Origin of the sequence: Acetobacter nitrogenifigens DSM 23921 = NBRC 105050, assembly GCF_000429165.1 — a bacterium.
In the GTDB taxonomy this organism is placed as follows: domain Bacteria; phylum Pseudomonadota; class Alphaproteobacteria; order Acetobacterales; family Acetobacteraceae; genus Acetobacter; species Acetobacter nitrogenifigens.
This window is the reverse complement of sequence record NZ_AUBI01000002.1, coordinates 153,995-174,357: the sequence shown is the minus strand read 5'-3', so window position 1 is coordinate 174,357 and position 20,363 is coordinate 153,995. Positions and strand designations below refer to the sequence as shown.

Here is a 20,363-nt window from a genome sequence, read left to right as displayed (position 1 = left end):
TTATTGGAGAGGCTGAGGGCGGATGCGCCCCGCCTTACGCCTCGACGGCCGGGCCTCCGCCGGGTGCGGCGGCGCGCTGCCGCACGCGACGACGTTCATAAAACTGCGCGACAAGGAACAGAAGACCCAGCCCCACGCCGTTCACCACAATCTGAAGTGGCCACCCAGCTCCGAAGGTGGTGAAGACCAGTCTGCCAAACAGGTCGAGGACGGTGCCAGCCGTGAAGATCTCGAGGGAGTGTCGTCCCGCCAGCGCCAGCGCCTGCCCCAGGCGTGAGTGGGAGAGCGTCCGCGCGACGGACGATGACTGAACAAGATAGAAAATCGCCATGACGTCGAGCAGGCGCAGCGGCGCGAGGGTGCTTTTGTCTGGGGACGGCAATGCGAACGGCCGCAATTCGGGCAATCCCCATTGCGCCCAGGGAAACGCCTCCACCAGTGAGAACGTCAGATAAAGCGCGGCGGCGATCTTCAGCCAGCGATACGACGGCAGGTCGCCCCCGTGCCGTCCGGCCTCGATCGCCGCGGAGGCCCCGAGGACGAACAGGAACTGCCACGCCAGCGGGTCGAAATACCATCCATCGGGATCGAGCCAGTTAGGGAAATTCACCGTCGGGTCGACGTTGATCAACAGCCATAGCCCGGCGCTGAGTCCGAGGGCGAGAAAGCGGCTGACCCGGATCAGCAGGTAGATAAGCGGAAACGCCCCGAGAAGCACCATATAGAGCGGAAGGATGTTGAGATTGGCCGGAAGGGCGTCGAGCAGCAGCACGCGCCACAGATCCGAAACCCCGTGGGCCAGTTCGGGCTCCAGAAAATCTACGGGCACCGGCGAGAACCGGCGCCATTCGCGGATCGTGAAGACCGAAACAAGCAACATCAGCGTCTGCGCCACGTAGAGCTTGCCGCAGCGGCGGGCGATACGGATCACCGTATCTCTGGCGCCGTTCCTGGCGAACCCGCGCCCGTAAGCAAGCCAGGAGGCGTATCCGGCCAGCAGCACGAAAATTTCGGCCGCGTCGGCGAAACCTACGTTCCGCATGGTCAGCCGGTTCAGAAGATTTTGAGGAATGTGATCGACGAACATCATCAGCAACGCGGCGCCGCGCATGGCGTCGATGCGATGGTCGCGACTGCTGCTCCGCGGCCGGACGGAAGGCGGCTGCGGGGCGCTGCCCGGAGGGCCATCCTCCGTCGTATGGGTCGTGCCTGGCGCTTCGTCTGCCACGTCGCCCGGCGAGGCTTGTGGGCCGGGCCTGGCGGGCACGTCGCGACTCAGTGTGGCTGTGGATGATTGGTCCGTCATATCCTGTCCTGAGCGGCGCGTCCCAGCAGATCGACCGGATCTAGACCGGGCCGTGTGCTATTAAAAGGTATCGGCGACTTGAAAGCCAGTCTGGTTGCGCTTTCTTGCAGCATGGATAACAGAGCGCGGGCGCGTAGGGACGCCCTGCCGCTCCGGCGTCCGTTCGAACGCGGGCATCTGAAGGTGAAATTAAGGTGGTGTTATGACCCAGCGTGGCGTTCCTGAACGAACAGAGGTCGAGGCAATCCTCCGCGACGTCGCTGACGCGACGAGTGGTCGCGGCCTTCTCGATATCGCGCGCGTCGAGTCATGCGCCATTGTCGACGGACGTTTGCGTGTGGTGCTCACCGTCGCTGCGGCCGACGCTGCGGCTGTGGACCGCCTCACCGGCGCCGCAGAGCATGCGCTGGACAGCGCGTTCGCGCCTGTGCGTTCCCAGGTCATGTTGACGGCCCACCGCGAGCAGACGCCCGCCCAGCGTCCCGCTGCGCCCGGTGGCGGACATCGCCCGCTCGGCGGCGTGGGCGGCGGCGCATCGTCGCTCGATGTCGGAGCGGTCATCGCCGTGGCCTCGGGCAAAGGCGGCGTCGGAAAATCGACTACCGCCGTCAATCTTGCGGTCGGACTGGCGCTTGAGGGGCTTTCGGTCGGTCTGATGGACGCGGACGTTCATGGCCCGTCTCTGCCCCGGATGCTCGGCGTCGCCGAACGTCCGGAGGTGCGCGACGGTCGGCTGATCCCTGCGCGCGCATGGGGCGTGTCCGCCATGTCGATCGGCATGCTGGTCGATGAGAATCAGGCCATGATCTGGCGCGGTCCCATGGTTATGGGCGCGATTGGACAGCTTCTCAACGACGTGGACTGGGGCAGGCTCGACGTTCTGATTATCGACATGCCGCCCGGCACTGGCGACGCGCAGCTGACGCTTGCGCAGAAGGCGACGCTGACCGGCGCGATCATCGTCTCGACGCCGCAGGACATCGCGTTGCTTGACGCGCGGCGGGGTATTGCGATGTTCGAGAAGACGCGTGTGCCGGTGCTCGGGTTGATTGAAAACATGTCATATTTCTGCTGTCCCAACTGTGGTCATCGGACCGAACTGTTCGGCCATGGCGGCGCGCGTGAGGAAGCGGCGCGACTGGACGCGCCGTTTTTGGGCGAAATTCCGCTGCTGGCGGATATCCGGGCCAGCGCTGATTCGGGCGCGCCGATCGTGGCGGCGGCGCCGGAGAGCGAGGCCGCACAAGCGTACCGCAAGCTGGCGGCGACCGTGGCGGAGTCTTTGCGTCGAACGATGCGGCGCCCTCCGGCAGGGGCGTGAGACGGTTCTGCCCAGCGGCCATCGCCGTAAGGCGACGTCTGATTCGTTCTCTACCAGGCGACGTAAGGGACCGTCTGGACGTGTGCGTCCGCTGATCCGGGCGTTTACTGAATGAGTTCGCGACGGGCAGGCGTTGCGGCGGCGTCGGACGTCCAGGAACCTATGCTTTCATCAGATTTTACACCGGGTGCGAGGCGTCCACTGTCTGCGCTCGACTCCCTGCGCTCCGATGCGCCCCGACGCAGGTCACGACGCTTAACGCGACCAGCGTGAAAGCCGCCGCTTCAAGGACATGCGGCAGCCGCTTCTCCCACAGAAATCCGTAGATCAGCGCGAATAACGTCTCAAAGAGAATCATCTGGCCGGTGAGCGTGAGCGGCAGGAGACGGCTCATGCGGTTCCACAGCGCGTTGCCGACGATGGACGCCAAAAATGCAACGCTCAGAGACACGAGGCCAAGCTGCGTCCACTCGGTCGCGTCGTGATGGGCGTGGTCGATTAGGAATGCGAGCGGAACAAGCACGAGACTCTGCGCTCCGGTGACGACGCCCGTCAGAAAATTCCAGTCATGAGCGGATATGTGATCAAGGCGTCGTAACCAGCGGCTGTTGCCGACCGCGTAGATCGTCCATGATACAAGCGCGCCGATGGCGCTCAACAACCCGGTCAGACGCGCGGACGCTGGTATTTGCGACGGCGCGGCCACAGTTTGCCAGCCGATACAGACCGCTCCGGCTGCGCAGAGCAGGAGCGATGGCGCCAGCTTCGCCAGCGATACCGCCCCCTTGTCGCGACTGCCGACGATCGTGACCGCGACGGGCAGAAACCCGATGACCAATGACGTCATGGCCACGCCGCCGCTCTGCACGGCGGTCGAGAGCAACAGATAGTAGAGAATATTGCCGGCGAACCCGAGCTTCATAAGCGCCAACCACTCGCCAGCCGAGACCGTAGCCGCGAAGTGGCGCCATCGCGGCGCGAGCATGGCCGCCGAGATCAGTCCGTAAAACAGGTATCGTCCGCTCGTCAGGAACAGCGGATCGAACGTCCGGACCAATTCGGGCGCAAGAAACACCAGCCCCCAAAGCGCGCCTGCTCCTGCGCCACAGATAACTCCCGCAAACGTGGCGTGGGAGTGGGTGACGTCCGGCGCGCTGGGGGAAGTGGCGGTCATTCCGGGTATCCTGTTGTCTGCGGTGGGGCGTAACGTCGGTATTTTTTCATAGCCAAGGTCAGCATTGTCTTGTGGGGGCATTTGCACTGAATATCGGGTCGTTGGCCATGCTTCAGGCCGCCATTGTTTCGTGCGCCCTCTCGGGCTCCAGCGTTTTCGTCCGAGGGGACATGTCTTGCGTCGAACAGGGCGCAGGCGTCGCATTCAAACGCAATTCTGCAATTGGCGCCCGCCAGCCGCAGGCCCGCCTGATTTTCGTGAAAGACTGCCTATGAAGCGTCATGTGTATAGCTTCGGTTTGCTTTTTTCTCAGGCGTTAAAAGCCATCTTGACGCTTCTGCTGGCGGCGGTTCTGTCCGCGCCCGCCGTCGCCCGCTCATCGGCGCCGGGCACTGGAGATCTTTATGTCTCGATGGGCAGTTCATACGCCGCAGGCCCGGGTGTCGGCGCGCCCATCGTATCCGCTGGCGGGTGTCGTCGTTCGGCGTCGAATTTCGCGGATATCGTCGCCAGAGCGCGCGGTCTGAAGCTTGTCGACGTTTCCTGTTCGGGCGCGACTACGGCTAACATCCTTGAGCACGGCCAGTATGGGCTGCCGGCCCAGATCGAAGCGGTCACTCCTGATGCGCGACTTGTTTCGATCCTTATTGGCGGGAACGATGTCAATTACGTCACCGACCTGATGGGGCTGTCATGCCGCGATACTGGCGGCGCGAATTGCCGCGTTACGGATCCCGCGGAGGTAGAGCGTCGGATCGCGGTGTTACCGGAATCTCTGGACAGGGTCGTGACGGAGGTGCGCCGTCGGGCGCCTGCGGCGCGCATCGTGCTGCTCGGTTATCTGCCAGCGGTTCCCGGTCGTGCGGCGGAATCCTGCGCAGCTCTGCCGCTTGCGCCGGACGACGCCGTGCGAATGCGCGCGCGCTACGTGCGTCTGGCCCAGATCATCGGCGGCGCCGCCCGACGCAACGGCGTCGGCGTAGTGCCCAGCTCCGTGATCGGCGCCGGTCATGAAGTCTGTGCGGAGGTTCCCTATGTCGCGGGTTATCATCCGCAGAAAACCCCAGGGTGGGCTGCTCCGGTTCCGTATCATCCCAATCAGGCGGGTATGGACAAGGTTGCTGCGGCCCTGAATGAAGTCATTGGTGATCCTGGCGCTCGCTGAGGCATGGACGTCGCATACCTGCAGGTCATGTCAGCTGTGTTGCGTCAGTCTCACTGAGAGCGATGGCAGGGCGGCCGTCCGGCGGATTTTCGGGGCGTTCGCCCCTTTGGCGCCCTCATGGGCGGAGAAAACTTTCACTTTGTGCCGCTTGAACGTGTCGGTGGATCGTTTTCCATCACGCCAAATACATAGTGCTCGAGGGCAAGATACATGGAGGCCAACGCTGCCAAGTTCTGTTTTCGTTGAAGGACGATGGCCAGAACAGCGGACATCAGTCGATCGGATGGAGAAGTGTTCGGTCGGACAGGAAGCGCGTTAAAACAACCCGAGCGGTGAAACAGTGCGACCAAAGCTGCGGTTATGCCGTCGCTCCTGATTCTTCGGCAGCGGTTTCGACGCCCTGTCTGATGCGTCTTACAACAGACTCTGGATCTTGGGACCACAGAGAGTTGGTGACGCCGTCGGAGAAGAGTTCGACGACATAGTCGCCTGTATAACCTGTATCGTGAATGCGCCTGAGAAATTCTCCGTTGGGGATGACGCCGTCGCCGGGGATATGGCGATCGTGAAAATTACGCGGGCGACGCCAATCCGCGAGATGCACCAGAAAGAGTTTTTCACCGCAGAGAGAAACCTGATCGAGCGCCGCGCTTTCCCAAAGATTGTAAGAATCTGCGCAGATGCCGAAGTTCGGATGATTGACTTCATCCAGCATTTCCAACGCCGTCACAATATTTGAGACGATGGTGCTTCGGTTCATCAGCGAGGCTCCAAGAGGCTCCAGCGCGATTTTTACGTCCCGTCTGGCGGCATAGTCTGCGATTTTCTTGTAAGCTTCGACAGAAGTTCTCCAGACCAGATCCTCGTCGCCGGTCGGGACGGCTCCTGTCTGGGTTGGTATGACGCGTCCCTTCAGAATTCGAGAAAAACGATCAACCGCGCGGCAGAATAACCTGACACGTTCGTCCGGATCGTGCGGTTCCTGAACAGACATGGAAGGGAAAACAGTCATTATCTGGGGTTGTAGCGAGCTGACGTGAATGTCCTGCTCGCCGAGCCAGTCGATCTCCGCTTCAAAATTATCGTGACTGAACTTTGATTCCCAAAGCTCGATCCCCAGCCCATGTCGCCGATAGAGCTTTGCGTCCTCCCGCAGCGTCAGATTTTTCGTGCTGACCTCGCTGATATGTAGCCGCGACAGAATCGACATATGACTGCTTCTTCCTACGATTATCACTGCGGAGCGTTTGCTGTCGCCTCGGTGGTCTATTCACCCCACCGTTGCATCGTGGGCACGTCGATGCCGAAACAGTCGAGTGCGCGCGCGACGCAATGATCGACGATATCGCTGACGGATTGAGGCTTGGTGTAAAAGGCGGGCACCGGAGGCTGGATAATGCCTCCCATCTCTGTCACGGCGAGCATGTTGCGAATATGCCCTGCGTGCAACGGAGCTTCGCGCACCATCATGACAAGTCGCCGTCGCTCTTTCAGAACGACGTCGGCGGCGCGTGTCAGAAGTGTCGTGGTGACGCCCGTCGCCACTTCGGCGAGTGTGCGGACCGAGCATGGCGCGATCAGCATGCCCATTGTCCGGAAACTGCCGCTGGCGATGCTCGCGCCGACGTCCTTGACCGGATGCACATGATCAGCAAGCGCGTGAAGCTGCTCGCGGTCCAGATCGGTCTCGTAGGCGCGGGTCATTTCACCGGCCTGACTTACGACCAGATGGGTTTCAACGCCAAGTTCACGGCACATTTCCAGTGCGCGCACGCCCAGAACGATCCCCGTGGCGCCGGTTATGCCGATGATGAGCGGGCGGTTGGCGCTCATGCGTCGCCTCCGGGAAACAGGTCCGGCGCAAACGGGCGGGGATCAACGTCCTGAAACTGCGCCCGAACAAATTCCTTACGCAAATGCCATGGCGCAGTGCAGTCGAACACTGTTTTGCAAGTGGTGCCTTTTGACGCGAGCGCCGGGTTATATTCCGGCGTCTGGGAGGGGTCGAGCACATGCCCTGTCACGCCCTGCAGAAACATCGTGTCCATGTCGCCCTGATAACGGGTCTGCATGGCCCAGAGCACATCGTTCGTGTCGAACGGATCAACGTCGTCATCGACGAGGAAGACATTTTTAAGCTCACGATAGGCACCAAGCGCAATGATGGCCGCCTGTCGTGCGTTGCCGTCATCGAATGCGCCGCGCTTGCTGACCTGAAGGATCGCAAGCAATTTTCCGCCACCCGCCGAATGTGCATAAACATTCTTCACAAATCCGGGGAGCGCGGCTTCACAGGCGTTGAGGATGCTGGCTTCCGTCGGGATTCCCGCCAGATTGACGTGCTCCTCCCCCGGTCCGACGAGTGTCTGCAAAATCGCGCCCTTGCGCATCGTCACGGCCGTCACCTTGATGACGGGGAGGGACGGATTGGCGGGGCCGGTGTAACCGGGGAATTCCGGCATCGCCAGACCGGTGTCGGTGTTGGTGTCTTCGCGAATGCGTTTGTTTGGTAGAATGACGCCTTCTATGACGATTTCCGCGCGGGCGATCGCGTGTTGATCGACCGTCACCGCAGGCGCCAGCTCGACCGGCTTGCCGCGGAGCGCCCCGGCGACGGCCAGTTCATCATAGCCGAATGGCGTCGTGGGCGCCTCGAAGCATGCGCCGATCGCGATCGCGGGATCGAGCCCCATGTTGATGGTGATGGGGAGCGCCTCTCCTCGAGCTTCGGCCTTCTGGCGGAAGACGTCGATATGCCGCCCCGGCGCAAAGAAAATAGACAGTTCGTCTTTTCCCTGTACGCATAGACGATGAATCGTGACGTCGCTGTGTCCTTCGTCAGGATCCGTCCCCAGCACGAGGCCGAGACAGAAGAAAGGGCCTGCGTCCTCTGGCGTGTTGGTCGGCGCGGGGAGCAGCGTTCGCAGGTCAAATCCCTCGTCATCGGCGCGATGGACGACCTCCTGCACAGGCGCGTGTTCGGATTTGATGACGACGGGCTGAACCGGGTTAGCGACCGCCTTTCCCATATGATGCGCCAGATCTTCAGACTTTGCGCCGAGCAGCAGCGCCACGCGCTCGCGACTGGCCATGACGCCGACAAGGACACGGGAGTCAGGAAATCCTTTGATCGAGTCGAACATCATCGCAGGACCGATGCGTGTCGGCCGCATGACGGTGCCTCCGGCGCCGATATGCCTGTAAACGCCCGCCAGTTCCCCTTTCGGGTCCACGGGGCGTTGTGTGCTGATGATCTGTCCGGGATGGCGGGACAGCAACTCTATGGCTGAACGAAGATCGTCGACGGGCGCATCGGTGGTCGTGTCGTGCTGCTTGGGGGAGGTCATTGCCGGGCTCCTGCGAATTATTGAAGCAGGGTGACAATTCCTAGTAGTATAATCCATCCACACGAAACGCCATTTTTGATATGTTTTAACTTATGGATCCTCTCGTATCGCTCTCCCTTCGACGTCTCCGCGCCTTTCTGGTCGTCTGCGACACGCTGCACATCGGGAAGGCCGCGCAAATCATGCAGATCGCTCAACCAGCGCTCAGCCAGCAGATTCGCAGTCTTGAGGGGGCACTCGGCGTCCGGCTGTTTCATCGGCGGAAGCGTGGGATAGACCTGACCGAAGCGGGGACTGCTTATCGGGAGGAAGCGGGCAGGCTACTTGCGGCGCACAAGCATGCCGCCGATGTCGCGCGGCGTGTTGCGCGCGGGGAGCTTGGTTCTCTGGCGGTCGGATACATCACCTCGGCGATGTTCGGCGGCAAACTGCCGCTGCTGATCCGCCGGATGCGGGACAGTTACCCCGACCTGACTATCCTCCTCCGCGAAGGCGGGATTGAAGAGATTGTCTCCGCGCTTGAGGCCGGAGAGATTGATATTGCGTTCGTCCGGGGCCCGCTGCCGATCAGGGAGGGGCTTTCCCATCGTGTGGCAATTACGGAAAAGCTGATGATAGCTCTGCCGCAGCAGCATCCATGTTCGGAAAAGGCGTCGCTCGCGCTGGCTGACCTGTCGGATGACCCGATGATCAGCTTCCAGGACGATGCGGGCGTCGGCACGGAGCGCATCATCCATGACTATGCCGCGAAATCCGGCGTCACTCTTCAGGTCGGGTGGCGTGTTTCATCCGCGACCAGCCTTCTGGGACTTGTCGCGGAAGGGATCGGGTGGGGATTTGTGCCGGAAGGGCTTGCGCGGCTAGGCGTTCCCGGCGTGGTCTTCGTCCCGCCGACGGACGACATCAGCGCCCCTCTCTGGGCGATCTGGCGCGACGAACGGGTTCTGAGCGCCGCGTTGCGCAATATTCTCGATTTGTGAGAGACGCATGTAGCGACTGGCTTCCTGGAATCATTTTTGAAACTCTGGAAATTTTGATGTTTTCTTTGGTGTGTTTGGTGTGCGTATGTCACGTCGTTACTGATTTTATTTGCGTAATTAGCGTAACTTTTAAAATGACCACCCGACCCCATGGTTGCTGGGGGGGCAAAGCAGAGACGAAGCGTCGTAAGCTCTCTCGCGTTGCGTTTCGCAAACAGTGTCGAATGTGGCGGGTCGTCAGGCAAATATTGAGGTGATCAGTTTGTGTGCGAATTCGGGCGCGTACGGCATACATGCAAGACACAAGCGTGGATGCCTGCGCCGTCAATAACCGGTATTCAGGATGACGGCTTCGGCTTGCTAGCGGAAGAACCGCCAATGCTGAGCTTATGTGGATGCGAGAGAATGCGATGACCGAAAAGCCGCCTATGATCGTCAACATGCATACGGCGCCGGAAATCGCGGCCGATGTGCCTGCCGCGTAGGCGCATTTTCGGCTCGCGTTGACGCCGGAGATGAAGGCCGCAGGGCCAGGACGCTTCGGCATGGGGCGCCTTGGGATGCGCTCAGTGCGGGTGCCCCCGGGCCACAGCGCTTGCCCCGCGCATACACATCTTCAGGCTGACGAAATTTTCGTCGTGCTCGAAGGGAAAGGCCTCTTCCGTTATGGCGATCACGTGTATGAGATCCACCCCGGAGACTGCATCTCCTGCCCGGCCGATACAGGAATCGCGCACCAGATAGCCAATCCGCCGCCGCCAGCAGATGTCTGCACCTATCCCGACAGCGGATCGATCAGCGTCGGGGGCGTCAAGCGCTTCGGGCTCTTGCGCGAGGCTGGATATTACGAGGGGCAACCTCAACCCACACCGCTTCTGACGCGTGACGGCAAGGCGCAGGCCTGATCGAAATCGTGGGGGGGGGCGCCAGCGACACGCTGCCGAGGTCGTGATGTTATCGTAAAGGACTTCTGACGTCTTCGTGGCTTGCGGTCATCCGGCTGTGGGACGGTAGAGCCGCCATTATAGTGTGAGACGCCAGGGTCGCCAGTTTAAGGTGATATATCGAACGCGTTAATGTGCCTCCGATACCTTTGTCCTGTTGCCTGACGGAGTAAGCCCTGGCGCCCTTGGCAATAGGGCGTGAAGCGGTCCCCCGAAATTTTTCGGTAGGCGGAGTAAGAATGTGCGCCCCGTTCAGGTCGGGCGCCTGTTTAGATCGACGGCAGGCATAGGTCTGTGGGTCCAGGAAGCGAAACAGTCTCACTTTGGCTGTCGCCTCTCGCCTGTGTTGGATCATCGCACGACGAAACGATGTCGAAATCGGGATTATATAAATCCGTCTTCTTCACGCTTTTTCACCTCATTCTGTCGCCGGAGCGAGGGGGCGGCGGTTTCTCAAATCGGCCGAGCGAGTTCAGATCGAAAAACGCGGCCCCGAATTCATGCCGCGTTCGACCCGCCGTCCTTCGCTGGCCACGCCTGCATGCCAATCCGCGCAATTTCGAGAAGCCTCTCCCGCGCGGCGCCGTCGCGCGCCTGCACGGCCATCCCGCGGATCAGCGACATGTAGAAAGCGGCGAGGGCTTCAATGTCGGTGCTGGCGGGCAGGTCGCCCGACGCGACGCCCTGACGCAGGCGATTGGCCATCGCGCTCTCCGACTGGGTTCGCTGCGTCGCCACCAGTTCGCGCAGGCGCTCCTGTGACGGAGAGCATTGGGTGGCGGCGACGGCGATCATGCATCCCGTCGGTCGGTCAATGCGCGTAAACTCGGTCGCAGCAAACGCCAGCAGGCGCTCAAGCGCAGTTCGCGTGTCGGCGTGTTCTTTCAGAACCGTGTCGAACCATGCCCCTGACGCCTGCGCATAAGCCTCGACCGCTTCCTGGAACAGGGCCTCCTTGCTTTTGAACGCATTGTAGAAGCTGGACGGACTGATTCCCATCGCCGCGATCAGGTCGTCGAAACTCGTCCCGTCATATCCTCTGTCCCAGAACAGACGTACCGCCGCGTAAAGCGCTTGCGTCCTGTCGAAAGACTGTGGCCGCCCGCGGCCACGTCGTTCGGCGTCGATTTTTTTTGGTGTCATCGCTCCATAAATCCTTGAACGCTGAAACGCGCCATCTCATATGCCTTATGTTGGAGCGGTCGCTCCACATTTTAACCCATTCGTTTTCAACAAACAGGGCATGCGAAGCAGGCGCGCTTCTCCGCTCAGGCGAACAAGGTGTGACATCAATGAGCAAACTTTCAGGAAAAGTCGCGGTCGTTACTGGCGCGTCAAAGGGCATTGGCGCGGGAATTGCAAAGGCTCTCGCGGCTGAAGGGGCGGCGGTTGTCGTCAATTACGCATCCAGCAAGTCAGGTGCGGACACCGTCGTCGCTGCGATCACGGACGCTGGCGGCAAGGCAGTCGCTGTTCAGGGCGACGTGTCGCGCAAGGCCGACGCGGAGGCTATCGTCTCCGCCGCGATCAGCCAGTTCGGCCGCCTGGACATTCTGGTCAACAATTCCGGTGTCTACGAGTTCGCGCCGCTTGAGAGCATCACCGAGGAGCATTTTCACCGGCAATTCAACATCAATGTTCTGGGCGCGCTGCTGACAGCGCAGGCCGCAGCCGCGCACATCGGCGCTGGCGGAAGCATCATCAATATCAGTTCGGTCGCGTCGCGCGTCACTCCGCCCAACGCGGCGGTCTACTCGGCGACGAAGGGCGCCCTCGACGCCATTACCGGCTCACTGGCGCGTGAACTTGGGCCGAAGCAAATTCGGGTTAACGCGATTAATCCCGGCCTGATCGAAACCGAGGGGACACAGGCTGCGAACGTTGTGGGCTCTGACATGGAGCGGGCGATCGTCGCTCAGACGCCGCTGGGTCGTGCAGGTAAGGTGCAGGATATCGCTCCGCTCGCGGTCTTCCTGGCCTCCGATGATGCCGGGTGGTTGACCGGAGAGACGCTGATCGCAGCTGGCGGTCTGCGCTGAATTTATGATTGCCGTCCGGCGCCGTCTGCGCCGGGCGGTGGCGCGGGGACGTGAGGCGGCGCCTTGCCCCAATAGCGGGCAGGGCGGCGTTCTCGTATGAGCAGCCAGCGTGGGATCAACCGTGCGGCTGCCTGACGCACGGTTGTCTGGAAAGGCCGGCCGGGCGGGCCGCTGTGGTCGAATGATGGTGCGTTGGGTCTAACCCGGGCTCGCCGCGAACCCGGCTTTGCGTCCTGTCAGGTGCGAAGGACTGGTTTACATCGTGACCGCCAGTCGTTGGTCATGGACGATTTCGCTGTCGAGACGCCGCCGAATAAGTAGGTTGCAGAGTGGTAAGGGGTTCTCGGCGTGCTGGGCGCGAAGCGCGCGTGCAATAAAAATGTCACGGCCCTACAGTCATTAGCCGGTTGCCGGGCGGAGGACCGTTAAGTATTGGTCAGCCTCGCTGAGGGGAGCGACGCAAACATGGATGTAACGTCGGGGCCGGCTGGATCGCCGACCACGCATAACGCCCGTAGCGAAGCTGGCGCGAGGCGTGGACTGGATGGCGACGCGGTTTTCCGGGTTCTGGTCACGGGCGCGGGGGTTACTGTCCTCGCACTGCTCGGCGCCATCATCCTCGTCATGCTGTTCGGCGGCGTTCAGGCGTTCTCCACGTTCGGCCCGGCCTTCCTAGTCTCCAATGTATGGAATCCGGTCACCCATCACTACGGCGCATTGGCTCCGGTCTTCGGCACGCTGGTCACCAGCGTGATCGGCCTGCTTATCGCCGTTCCGCTGGCTTTCGGCGCAGCGTTCTGGCTGACGCAACTCGCTCCGGCGCGGGTTTCGGCCATTATCGGGATGGCTGTGCAGCTTCTCGCCGCCGTGCCCTCGATCATCTTCGGCATGTGGGGCTTTTTCGTGGTGCGGCCACTGATGGCTCATTACGTGCAGCCGAACCTGCGGCATACGATCGGCCACGTGCCCGTGCTTGGGGCGCTGGTGCAGGGCGCGCCGTTCGGAACTGGCCTGATGACCGGGGGCATCATTCTCGCCGTCATGGTCATGCCGTTCGTGACGGCCGTCATGCGCGATGTCTTTTCGTCGATCCCGCCGGTGCTCAAGGAAAGCGCCTTCGGCCTCGGCGCCACGCGCTGGGAAGTCATGCGGCAGGTGATCCTGCCATGGTCGCGCAGGGCCGTAGTTGGCGCCGTCGTGCTCGGCATGGGGCGCGCCATGGGCGAAACGATGGCGGTGACGTTCGTCATCGGCAACGCCAACCGTATCGGCTGGTCTCTTTTTGCGCCGGGCAATACCATCGCCTCTCTGATCGCGCTCGAATTTCCGGAGAGCGCGGCGGGCAGTCTGAAACTCTCCTCCCTGATGGCTTTGGGTGCGATCCTGATGGCGCTCTCCTTTCTGGCGCTTTGCGCGTCCCGGTTGATGCTCGGCGTCTCCTCCCGGCAGGCGCGTCGATGAGCGTGGATCCAGCCTCGAAGCACGCTTCTGCGGCTCCCGCTTCGTCTGAGCCTGACAAGTGGCGCGTCGGCAGCGCCCTCGTCGCGCGGCGCCGGTTCATGGACCGGTTGGCGACAGTGCTTAGCCTGTGCGCGACATCAGTCGCCCTCGTGGCTCTGGTCTCGATCCTGTTGACCCTGCTCGTGCGCGGCGCGGCAGGCCTGTCGCTGGTCACGTTCACGCATTCCACCGCCTCTCCCGGCCTGAACGGCGGCTTGGCGAACGCGATTGTGGGCAGCCTGATCCAGACCGCGATCGCGATCGCGATTGGTGCGCCGCTGGGCATGTTGTGCGGGATATTTCTGGCCAATTACGGTCGCGGCTGGGTCGCGTCGACGACGCGCTTCGTCTCTGACATGCTGCTGTCAGCGCCGTCCATTCTGATCGGTCTGTTCATCTACCAGATCGTCGTGGCGCCGACCGGGCAGTTCTCCGGTCTTGCCGGCGGCCTCGCCCTGGCGATTCTCGCCCTTCCCATCGTCGTTCGCACCACCGAGGACATGCTTGCCCTCGTGCCTACGGCGCTGGTCGAAGCAGGGATCGCGCTCGGGGCGCGGAAATGGCGTGTGATCGTGTTCATCTGCCTGCGCGCCGCCCGCACGGGCGTGATCACGGGTATCTTGCTCGCTGTCGCGCGCGTGACGGGCGAGACGGCGCCGCTGTTGTTCACGTCGCTGGGCAATCAGGAGTGGTCGGTCAATCCGGCGCATCCGATGGCTAGCCTGCCGGTCACAATCTACCAGTACGCCGGTTCTGCGTACGAAGACTGGGTGCAGCTGGCGTGGACCGGCGCCCTGCTGGTCACTCTGGGCGTTCTCGCCATCAATATTATCGTGCGCGTCGGTTTCGACCGTAAGGGAGCGTAATTATGAGCGTGCTTGCGGGCGATCTGCGGGAATCCATGACGTCGTCGGCCATGATCGCCGTGAAGAATCTGGATTTCTATTACGGACAGCACAAGGCGCTGCACGGAATCACCATGGATTTCCCGAAGCGCAAGGTGACGGGCATGATCGGCCCGTCCGGGTGCGGGAAGTCGACGCTGCTGCGTGTGCTGAATCGGATGTATGATCTCTATCCGGGACAGCGCGCCACCGGCGAGGTGATGTTCGACGGACGCAACATCGTCGCCCCCGGCATGGATCTGAACCGGCTGCGCGCCCGGGTCGGCATGGTGTTTCAAAAGCCAACCCCGTTCCCGATGTCGATCTATGACAACATCGCTTTCGGCGTGAAGCTGCATGAAAAACTGTCACGCGCCGAGATGGACGCGCGCGTCGAGGACGTGCTGCATCGCGTCGCCCTGTGGTCGGAAGTGAAGGATCGCCTGAAATCTTCCGCCACCGCGCTGTCGGGCGGCCAGCAGCAGCGCCTGTGCATTGCGCGCACGATCGCGACGCGGCCCGAAGTGGTGTTGCTGGACGAACCGACCAGTGCGCTCGATCCGGTGTCCACGGCGCGTATCGAGGAGCTTCTCGACGAGCTGAAAAAGGAATTCACGATCGCCATCGTGACGCACAACATGCAGCAGGCGGCGCGCTGCGCCGATCAGGTGGCGTTCTTCTATCTGGGCGAACTGGTCGAGATCGACAGCACCGACCGTATGTTCACCGCGCCGCGCGAGAAGCGGACCCAGGATTACATAACCGGCCGCTTCGGCTGAACCGGACGACGGCGGTCCGACCGGTCGCTGTGCACAGTTAAGCCCGAAAGGGCGAAGTTAGGATCGTTGCGATGACCGAGGCCACGCATACAGTCAAAAGTTACGAGCAGGAGCTTGAACGCCTGCGCAGCCTGATGGCGCGCATGGGCGGCCTGGTCGAGCGCCAGACGGCGCGCGCGGTAAGCGCGATCGTCGATCGGGACGAAGAAGCGGCTGCCGAGGCGCCCGAACTCGACCCGGAAGTTGACAGTCTGGAGCGGGAGGCGGAAGCGCTGGCCATCCGTATTCTGGCCCTGCGGTCGCCGATGGCTGTGGACCTGCGCGAAATCGTCGCGGCTCTGAAGATTACCGGCGATCTGGAGCGGATTGGAGACTATGCCTCGTCTATCGCGCGCCGGGCGATGAAGCTGGAGATGGAAAACAACCTCTCGCTGATCGGCCTGCGCAACATGGGTCGGCTGGTGCAGGAGAACCTGCGGCGCGGCATCGACGCCCTGACCCAGCGCGATCGTGATCGCGCCATCGAGGTATGGCAATCCGATACAGCGGTCGATGAGCTGTACACCGCCATGTTCCGTGAACTTGTCACCTACATGATGGAGGATCCGCGCAATATCGGCGCCTGCATCCATCTTCTGTTCGTGGCGAAAAATCTCGAGCGCATCGGCGACCACACGACCAATATCGCAGAACGCGTCTACTACGCCGCCACCGGCGAGATGCTGCCGTCGGTAAGGCCGCGTGGCGGCCTCGGCCCGACGACCGTCGCCTGAAGGAAACCCGGCGATGAACGTGGAAACGCAGGATGCAGGCGGCGCCGGCAGGGGCGCAAGGCTTCTGGTCGTCGAGGACGATCCGTCCCTGCAGGTGATGATGCGCTACAACCTGGAGAAACTCGGCTACGCCGTTGACGTGGCGAGTGACGGGGCTGCGGCCCTGAACGCCGTATCCGCTGCACGGCCGGACCTCGTGCTGCTGGACTGGATGCTGCCGGGCGGGATGTCGGGGCTCGATGTCTGCCGCCGTCTGCGCGCGCTTCCTGGGGACAACGCCATTCCGGTCATCATGTTGACGGCGCGTAGCGAAGAGACAGATGCGATCAGCGGGCTTGAGAACGGGGCGGACGACTACCTCACCAAGCCATGCAGCATCGCGACGCTGGACGCGCGCATAAAGGCGATGCTTCGCCGCATGAACGTCACCTATGACGAACTGCGTTTCGAAGACATCGTGCTCGACCCCACCAAGCATCGGGTGGAGCGGAGCGGGCGCAAGATCCAGCTTGGTCCGACTGAATACAGACTGCTGGAATTCTTCATGCGCCGCCCGGGAAGGGTGTTTTCTCGTGAGGATATTCTGAAGGCCATCTGGGGCGAGAACATTCACGTCGAAATCCGCACGGTCGATGTCCACATCCGTCGGCTCCGGCGCGAGATCAATGCGCCCGGCGAGGCCGATCTGATCCGCACCGTGCGTTCGGCCGGGTATGCGCTGGACAACACGCCTGACTGACCCGAAAGCCGCGGCCGCAGCGTCCGGCCGTACGGGAGTTCTCCCGAAATGACGGATGTCGTGCTGGGGTTTTGTCTTGGCGGCGGGACGCTGGCGGGCTTTGTCGCCGGGTATCTCGTCGCTTCGCGCCGAGCGGTGCGCGGTGTTCTCGGACCGGTTCTGGGCGTCGAGAGCGTTGGCGCAGCGGGTGCGACCCTGGAAGAGACGCTGGATCTCCTTCCTGAACCAGCGCTGCTCCTCGACATTCAGGGCGTGCTCAGATTCGCCAATGCGGAGGCGCTGGCGGCTTTTGGCGACGTGATCGGCACCATTATCCGTCATCCGGACGTCTATGCGGCGTTGCGGCGTCTGGACTCGGAAACGATCGAGGCAGCTGCGGACATCGTCATCGACGTTCCGGTCAGGCGTGTGGTGCGGGGCGCGTTCAGGTTGCTGCCCGGCGGTTCGGGGCGCGTGCTGGCGATGCTGTTCGACCACTCGGAGCAGGATGCGGTCGAGCGGGTTCGATCGGATTTCGTCGCCTACGCCAGCCATGAGCTGCGCACGCCTTTGGCGGCGCTGATCGGTTTCATCGAAACCTTGCGCGGACCAGCCGCGGACGATCCGGAGGCGCAACAGCAGTTCCTCGGGATCATGGCGGGACAGGCCGGGCGTATGCAGCGCCTGATCGACCAGCTTCTGGCGCTTTCCCGGGTCGAGATGATGGAGCACCGCAAGCCTCGGGGCGAAGTGAACGCCGAGGACGTGGTCGCCCGCGTCCGCGACGAGTCAGCGCCCTTGCTCGCCGCGCGGGGGATGACGATGGAGACGGAGCCGACCCCCTTCGTCTGTCCGGGAGACGAGGACCAGATTGTACAGATTCTGTTGAATCTTCTTGAAAATGCGGTGAAATACGCAAGCACGGTCAAGGGACGCGCACCGCGCGTCACGCTGTCCGTCGCTGAGGTCGCAGTGGGCGGAAAGGCGGGCGTGTCGTTCATCGTCGCCGATAACGGGCCGGGGATCGAGGCGCGTCATCTGCCGCGTCTTACCGAACGCTTTTATCGCGTCGAAAATGGTCCGGCTGTCACGGACGCCAGCGGTTATGGACTGGGGCTCGCCATCGTGCGTCATGTCGTCGACCGGCACGAAGGACGGTTCAGCATTGAGAGCGAACCGGGAGTCGGCACCCGTTGTATGGTGTGGCTTCCAGCGCGCTCAGGGCGGCGCGAAGCGCGCGAACGCCCTTCGCTTCTTCTGGCCTGAGCGCACGGCAAACTTCAGTGCATGGGGTGCGGCGCCGGCCCCGCCATCGCCTTCACAGTGTCGACAGTAATCGTATCCTTGTAGGAATTTCCAAAATGCGTCCGGACGTAGTTCACTACGTCTGCGATCTGTTGCGGCGTCAGAACGCCGTTGAACCATGGCATTGCGCCATAACCGTTAAGCACGACGGTAGCGGGATAGATCGGGGACGCCAGCTTCGGGTTGCCCGCAAGCGCCGGGATCACGGCTGCGCCGACGCCGCCCTTACCATTCGCCATATGGCAGGCCTGACACACATGTTTATACGTCTCGGCCCCGGTGGCCATAGTCGCATCACGGTCTCCGCCGGCTCCGGGAGAGTCGGCGCGTGCGGCGACGGGGAGGACGGACAACAGGGCGAGAATGGAAAGCGTCGATCTGAGGTTTTTCATGGGACCGCCTTCAATTCGCCTGCGCGCGTTTGTTGAGCTGGGTGATGGCGTCGAGCGACGACAGAAGCGCGCCTTCCTGCCAGCAGCCCAGATAGGACGCATGCTCGCCCGCCAGCACGACGCGTCCGTCCATTGTCGTCAGGTTGCGGTAGTGCTGTTTGCGGCTTTCCTCGCTCCACATCGCGCAGCAGCCAAGCGAACCCGGCATCCGGCTCCATGCTACGGCGACGCCGTTGCTGAATTCCTTGCGATATTGCGAGTGAAAGACCTCGCCCTGCTTGAGCCCGAGTTCGATGCGTTCCGCAGGCGTCATGCCAGCGATGTCGAGCCCGGCCATGTTTTTCGTGTAGGCGCCAAGCAGTACGGCCGGTCCGGGCTTGTGGAACCCGTAACTTGGATATGAGATCTGGGAAATTTCCTGGCTTGTGAAACTGATCCCGCCATAAATCCCTTCATCTTCCTCCCAGAAGCGCCGCTTGAACTCCAGCCCCATCTTGATGTGGGAGGTGTAGGGAACGGCGCCGATCGCTGCGCGCATGGCAGGGGAAACCTGCACGTCGATCTGGCTGAGGATCGAGAGCGGTATGGTGCAGACGCACCAGTCCGCTTTCTCGACAGCTGTCGCTCCGGTCTCGGTGTGCGTCCATGACACGCTCACGCCGTGATCGTCCTGGGCGATGCGTGTGACGCGCGCGTTCATCGTGAACAGGTCGGACACCTGTGCTGCGAATCCCTTGCCGATCATGTCCACGCCGCCGACGGGCTGGAACATCGTCGTCTGCATCTCGTAATTCATGAAATAGGAAAGCGCCTGCCAGACCGGCGGCGCGAACAGATCGTGCCGGTCGAGCAGGGAAGACGTGGAAACCGGGACAGGCGCGCCGTCAGGACCACCGCCCGGACGCTGGTCCCAGCCGCGCCGGGAGCCGAGATGCAGGGTGCTGGTGTAGCGCATGTCGCCGTCAAGAACGCCCCAGCCGCGCATCGCTTCGCGGACGCGCGCGCGATCCTCCTGCGTCAGCTCCTTGTCCAGCGTGTGCGAATCAATGGATTTCGCGAGAAGTTCCGCGACGTTGCCGGTAAAATCGGCGGCCACGTCCCTGTAGCGCTGGGGTTTGCCGCCGAACGTGTCGCTGCTGTGAACGAGCGCATTGTAGTTCAGCTGAATGAACGGCTCCAGACTGACGCCAAAAGCGCGGCAATAGTGCAGAAGCGCGCGATGGTGGTAAGGGACGCGCCACGGTCCGGGGTTGATGTAGTTCCCGGCCGCGAATTTCACGTCCTGAACCGCGCCGCCCATTTCCGCGACACGGTCGCCGCCTCGAAGGGTCCAGTTCCGGCCGCCCGTGCGCGCCTGATACTCGAGAATCCGGACGGAGTACCCCGCCTTGCGGAGTTCGTAGGCGGCGAGCATTCCAGCCAACCCCGCGCCGAGCACCAGCACGGTCTGGCCCTTGCGGTGGGTTTGCAGGTTGGGCGGTCCGGTGAACCGGGATTCCGCTGCGTGCCCAAGCACGGTCATTGCCTGATATAGCGCCGCCGCGCCGCCCATAAGGCCGATCGAAGTGAGGATTTGTCGGCGTGTCGTACCTGACATGCGTCCCGTATGCCTTTCGGTTGTGGACGCGCATCGCCGTGCTGGATCTCACTTCGATACGCTCTAGCATTGAGCTGCTATCATGCTCCGGCGACGATCAGCAAGGCGTAAGGGACTGTTCCGCTTGCGGCGCCCAGTC

At 62.3% G+C, this 20,363-nt stretch carries 19 protein-coding genes; 11 read left to right on the top strand and 8 right to left on the bottom strand.

What is annotated here, in order from left to right; all coding sequences use genetic code 11:
• Positions 1–34: 34 nt before the first annotated feature.
• A complete protein-coding gene (locus G442_RS20780; protein ID WP_084440343.1) occupies positions 35–1,306 on the bottom strand; it encodes an OpgC family protein in 1,272 nt (423 codons plus the stop codon).
• Positions 1,307–1,508: 202 nt separating this feature from the next.
• Here G442_RS20780 and G442_RS0103685 point away from each other — a divergent pair, with 202 nt between their 5' ends.
• Positions 1,509–2,627, top strand: coding sequence for an Mrp/NBP35 family ATP-binding protein (locus G442_RS0103685; RefSeq protein WP_026396885.1), 1,119 nt, complete (start codon positions 1,509–1,511; stop codon positions 2,625–2,627).
• A 178-nt stretch (positions 2,628–2,805) separates the two neighbouring features.
• Here the strand turns inward: G442_RS0103685 and G442_RS20775 are convergent, their stop codons facing one another.
• Positions 2,806–3,801 carry a DMT family transporter gene (locus G442_RS20775; protein ID WP_051291894.1) on the bottom strand — a complete coding sequence of 332 codons (996 nt, stop codon included), beginning with the start codon at positions 3,799–3,801 and terminating at the stop codon, positions 2,806–2,808.
• A gap of 328 nt (positions 3,802–4,129) precedes the next feature.
• On the opposite strand from G442_RS20775, the gene G442_RS20770 reads away from it, so the two are divergent.
• Entirely contained in the window at positions 4,130–4,966 is an 837-nt protein-coding gene (locus G442_RS20770; RefSeq protein ID WP_161628328.1) for an SGNH/GDSL hydrolase family protein, read from the top strand.
• Between the two features lie 358 nt (positions 4,967–5,324).
• Here G442_RS20770 and G442_RS0103660 read toward each other — a convergent pair whose 3' ends face one another.
• The 3 genes from G442_RS0103660 to G442_RS0103650 are packed head-to-tail and all read right to left on the bottom strand — an operon-like array spanning position 5,325 to position 8,313.
• Positions 5,325–6,176, bottom strand: coding sequence for a sugar phosphate isomerase/epimerase family protein (locus G442_RS0103660; protein ID WP_026396884.1), 852 nt, complete (start codon positions 6,174–6,176; stop codon positions 5,325–5,327).
• Positions 6,177–6,232: 56 nt separating this feature from the next.
• Complete coding sequence (locus G442_RS0103655) at positions 6,233–6,799, bottom strand: UbiX family flavin prenyltransferase (RefSeq protein ID WP_026396883.1); 567 nt, start codon at positions 6,797–6,799, stop codon at positions 6,233–6,235.
• Positions 6,796–8,313 carry a UbiD family decarboxylase gene (locus G442_RS0103650; RefSeq protein ID WP_051291892.1) on the bottom strand — a complete coding sequence of 506 codons (1,518 nt, stop codon included), beginning with the start codon at positions 8,311–8,313 and terminating at the stop codon, positions 6,796–6,798. The genes G442_RS0103655 and G442_RS0103650 overlap by 4 nt, the downstream gene beginning before the upstream one ends.
• Positions 8,314–8,405: 92 nt before the next feature.
• On the opposite strand from G442_RS0103650, the gene G442_RS20765 reads away from it, so the two are divergent.
• On the top strand, positions 8,406–9,293 hold the full coding sequence (locus G442_RS20765) for a LysR substrate-binding domain-containing protein (protein WP_051291891.1): 888 nt from the start codon (positions 8,406–8,408) through the stop codon (positions 9,291–9,293).
• A gap of 569 nt (positions 9,294–9,862) precedes the next feature.
• On the top strand, positions 9,863–10,198 hold the full coding sequence (locus G442_RS23835) for a cupin domain-containing protein (protein WP_161628327.1): 336 nt from the start codon (positions 9,863–9,865) through the stop codon (positions 10,196–10,198).
• Between the two features lie 537 nt (positions 10,199–10,735).
• On the opposite strand, the gene G442_RS0103630 is transcribed toward G442_RS23835, so the two are convergent.
• Positions 10,736–11,380, bottom strand: a complete 645-nt coding sequence (locus G442_RS0103630) for a TetR/AcrR family transcriptional regulator (protein ID WP_084440342.1) — start codon at positions 11,378–11,380, stop codon at positions 10,736–10,738.
• Between the two features lie 149 nt (positions 11,381–11,529).
• Here G442_RS0103630 and G442_RS0103625 point away from each other — a divergent pair, with 149 nt between their 5' ends.
• From G442_RS0103625 to G442_RS20755, 7 genes are all read left to right on the top strand, one after another.
• Entirely contained in the window at positions 11,530–12,276 is a 747-nt protein-coding gene (locus G442_RS0103625; RefSeq protein WP_026396880.1) for a glucose 1-dehydrogenase, read from the top strand.
• A 465-nt stretch (positions 12,277–12,741) separates the two neighbouring features.
• Entirely contained in the window at positions 12,742–13,737 is a 996-nt protein-coding gene (gene pstC / locus G442_RS0103620; protein ID WP_026396879.1) for a phosphate ABC transporter permease subunit PstC, read from the top strand.
• Positions 13,734–14,642 (top strand): phosphate ABC transporter permease PstA, encoded by a 909-nt coding sequence (gene pstA / locus G442_RS0103615; protein WP_026396878.1) that lies wholly within the window; start codon positions 13,734–13,736, stop codon positions 14,640–14,642. Before pstC ends, pstA begins: the two co-directional genes overlap by 4 nt.
• Positions 14,643–14,677: 35 nt before the next feature.
• Positions 14,678–15,439 (top strand): phosphate ABC transporter ATP-binding protein PstB, encoded by a 762-nt coding sequence (gene pstB / locus G442_RS0103610; RefSeq protein ID WP_035376183.1) that lies wholly within the window; start codon positions 14,678–14,680, stop codon positions 15,437–15,439.
• 71 nt (positions 15,440–15,510) lie between these two features.
• Positions 15,511–16,212, top strand: coding sequence for a phosphate signaling complex protein PhoU (gene phoU, locus G442_RS0103605; protein ID WP_026396876.1), 702 nt, complete (start codon positions 15,511–15,513; stop codon positions 16,210–16,212).
• A gap of 13 nt (positions 16,213–16,225) precedes the next feature.
• The gene (locus G442_RS0103600; RefSeq protein WP_051291888.1) at positions 16,226–16,951 is read left to right on the top strand and encodes a response regulator; all 726 of its coding nucleotides are present in this window, start codon (positions 16,226–16,228) and stop codon (positions 16,949–16,951) included.
• Between the two features lie 48 nt (positions 16,952–16,999).
• Complete coding sequence (locus tag G442_RS20755) at positions 17,000–18,196, top strand: ATP-binding protein (RefSeq protein ID WP_051291887.1); 1,197 nt, start codon at positions 17,000–17,002, stop codon at positions 18,194–18,196.
• A 14-nt stretch (positions 18,197–18,210) separates the two neighbouring features.
• On the opposite strand, the gene G442_RS0103590 is transcribed toward G442_RS20755, so the two are convergent.
• Both G442_RS0103590 and G442_RS0103585 read right to left on the bottom strand, forming a co-directional pair.
• Entirely contained in the window at positions 18,211–18,627 is a 417-nt protein-coding gene (locus G442_RS0103590) for a c-type cytochrome (protein ID WP_026396874.1), read from the bottom strand.
• Positions 18,628–18,637: 10 nt separating this feature from the next.
• Positions 18,638–20,224, bottom strand: a complete 1,587-nt coding sequence (locus G442_RS0103585) for a flavin monoamine oxidase family protein (protein ID WP_026396873.1) — start codon at positions 20,222–20,224, stop codon at positions 18,638–18,640.
• Between the last annotated feature and the right edge of the window lie 139 nt (positions 20,225–20,363).

Coding starts and splice junctions, on each gene's coding strand:
- G442_RS20780 (WP_084440343.1), bottom strand. CDS start 1,306: ATGACGGACCAATCATCCACAGCCACACTGAGTCGCGACGTGCCCGCC.
- G442_RS0103685 (WP_026396885.1), top strand. CDS start 1,509: ATGACCCAGCGTGGCGTTCCTGAACGAACAGAGGTCGAGGCAATCCTC.
- G442_RS20775 (WP_051291894.1), bottom strand. CDS start 3,801: ATGACCGCCACTTCCCCCAGCGCGCCGGACGTCACCCACTCCCACGCC.
- G442_RS0103660 (WP_026396884.1), bottom strand. CDS start 6,176: ATGTCGATTCTGTCGCGGCTACATATCAGCGAGGTCAGCACGAAAAAT.
- G442_RS0103655 (WP_026396883.1), bottom strand. CDS start 6,799: ATGAGCGCCAACCGCCCGCTCATCATCGGCATAACCGGCGCCACGGGG.
- G442_RS0103650 (WP_051291892.1), bottom strand. CDS start 8,313: ATGACCTCCCCCAAGCAGCACGACACGACCACCGATGCGCCCGTCGAC.
- G442_RS20765 (WP_051291891.1), top strand. CDS start 8,406: ATGGATCCTCTCGTATCGCTCTCCCTTCGACGTCTCCGCGCCTTTCTG.
- G442_RS0103630 (WP_084440342.1), bottom strand. CDS start 11,380: ATGACACCAAAAAAAATCGACGCCGAACGACGTGGCCGCGGGCGGCCA.
- G442_RS0103625 (WP_026396880.1), top strand. CDS start 11,530: ATGAGCAAACTTTCAGGAAAAGTCGCGGTCGTTACTGGCGCGTCAAAG.
- pstC (WP_026396879.1), top strand. CDS start 12,742: ATGGATGTAACGTCGGGGCCGGCTGGATCGCCGACCACGCATAACGCC.
- pstA (WP_026396878.1), top strand. CDS start 13,734: ATGAGCGTGGATCCAGCCTCGAAGCACGCTTCTGCGGCTCCCGCTTCG.
- pstB (WP_035376183.1), top strand. CDS start 14,678: ATGACGTCGTCGGCCATGATCGCCGTGAAGAATCTGGATTTCTATTAC.
- phoU (WP_026396876.1), top strand. CDS start 15,511: ATGACCGAGGCCACGCATACAGTCAAAAGTTACGAGCAGGAGCTTGAA.
- G442_RS0103600 (WP_051291888.1), top strand. CDS start 16,226: ATGAACGTGGAAACGCAGGATGCAGGCGGCGCCGGCAGGGGCGCAAGG.
- G442_RS20755 (WP_051291887.1), top strand. CDS start 17,000: ATGACGGATGTCGTGCTGGGGTTTTGTCTTGGCGGCGGGACGCTGGCG.
- G442_RS0103590 (WP_026396874.1), bottom strand. CDS start 18,627: ATGAAAAACCTCAGATCGACGCTTTCCATTCTCGCCCTGTTGTCCGTC.
- G442_RS0103585 (WP_026396873.1), bottom strand. CDS start 20,224: ATGTCAGGTACGACACGCCGACAAATCCTCACTTCGATCGGCCTTATG.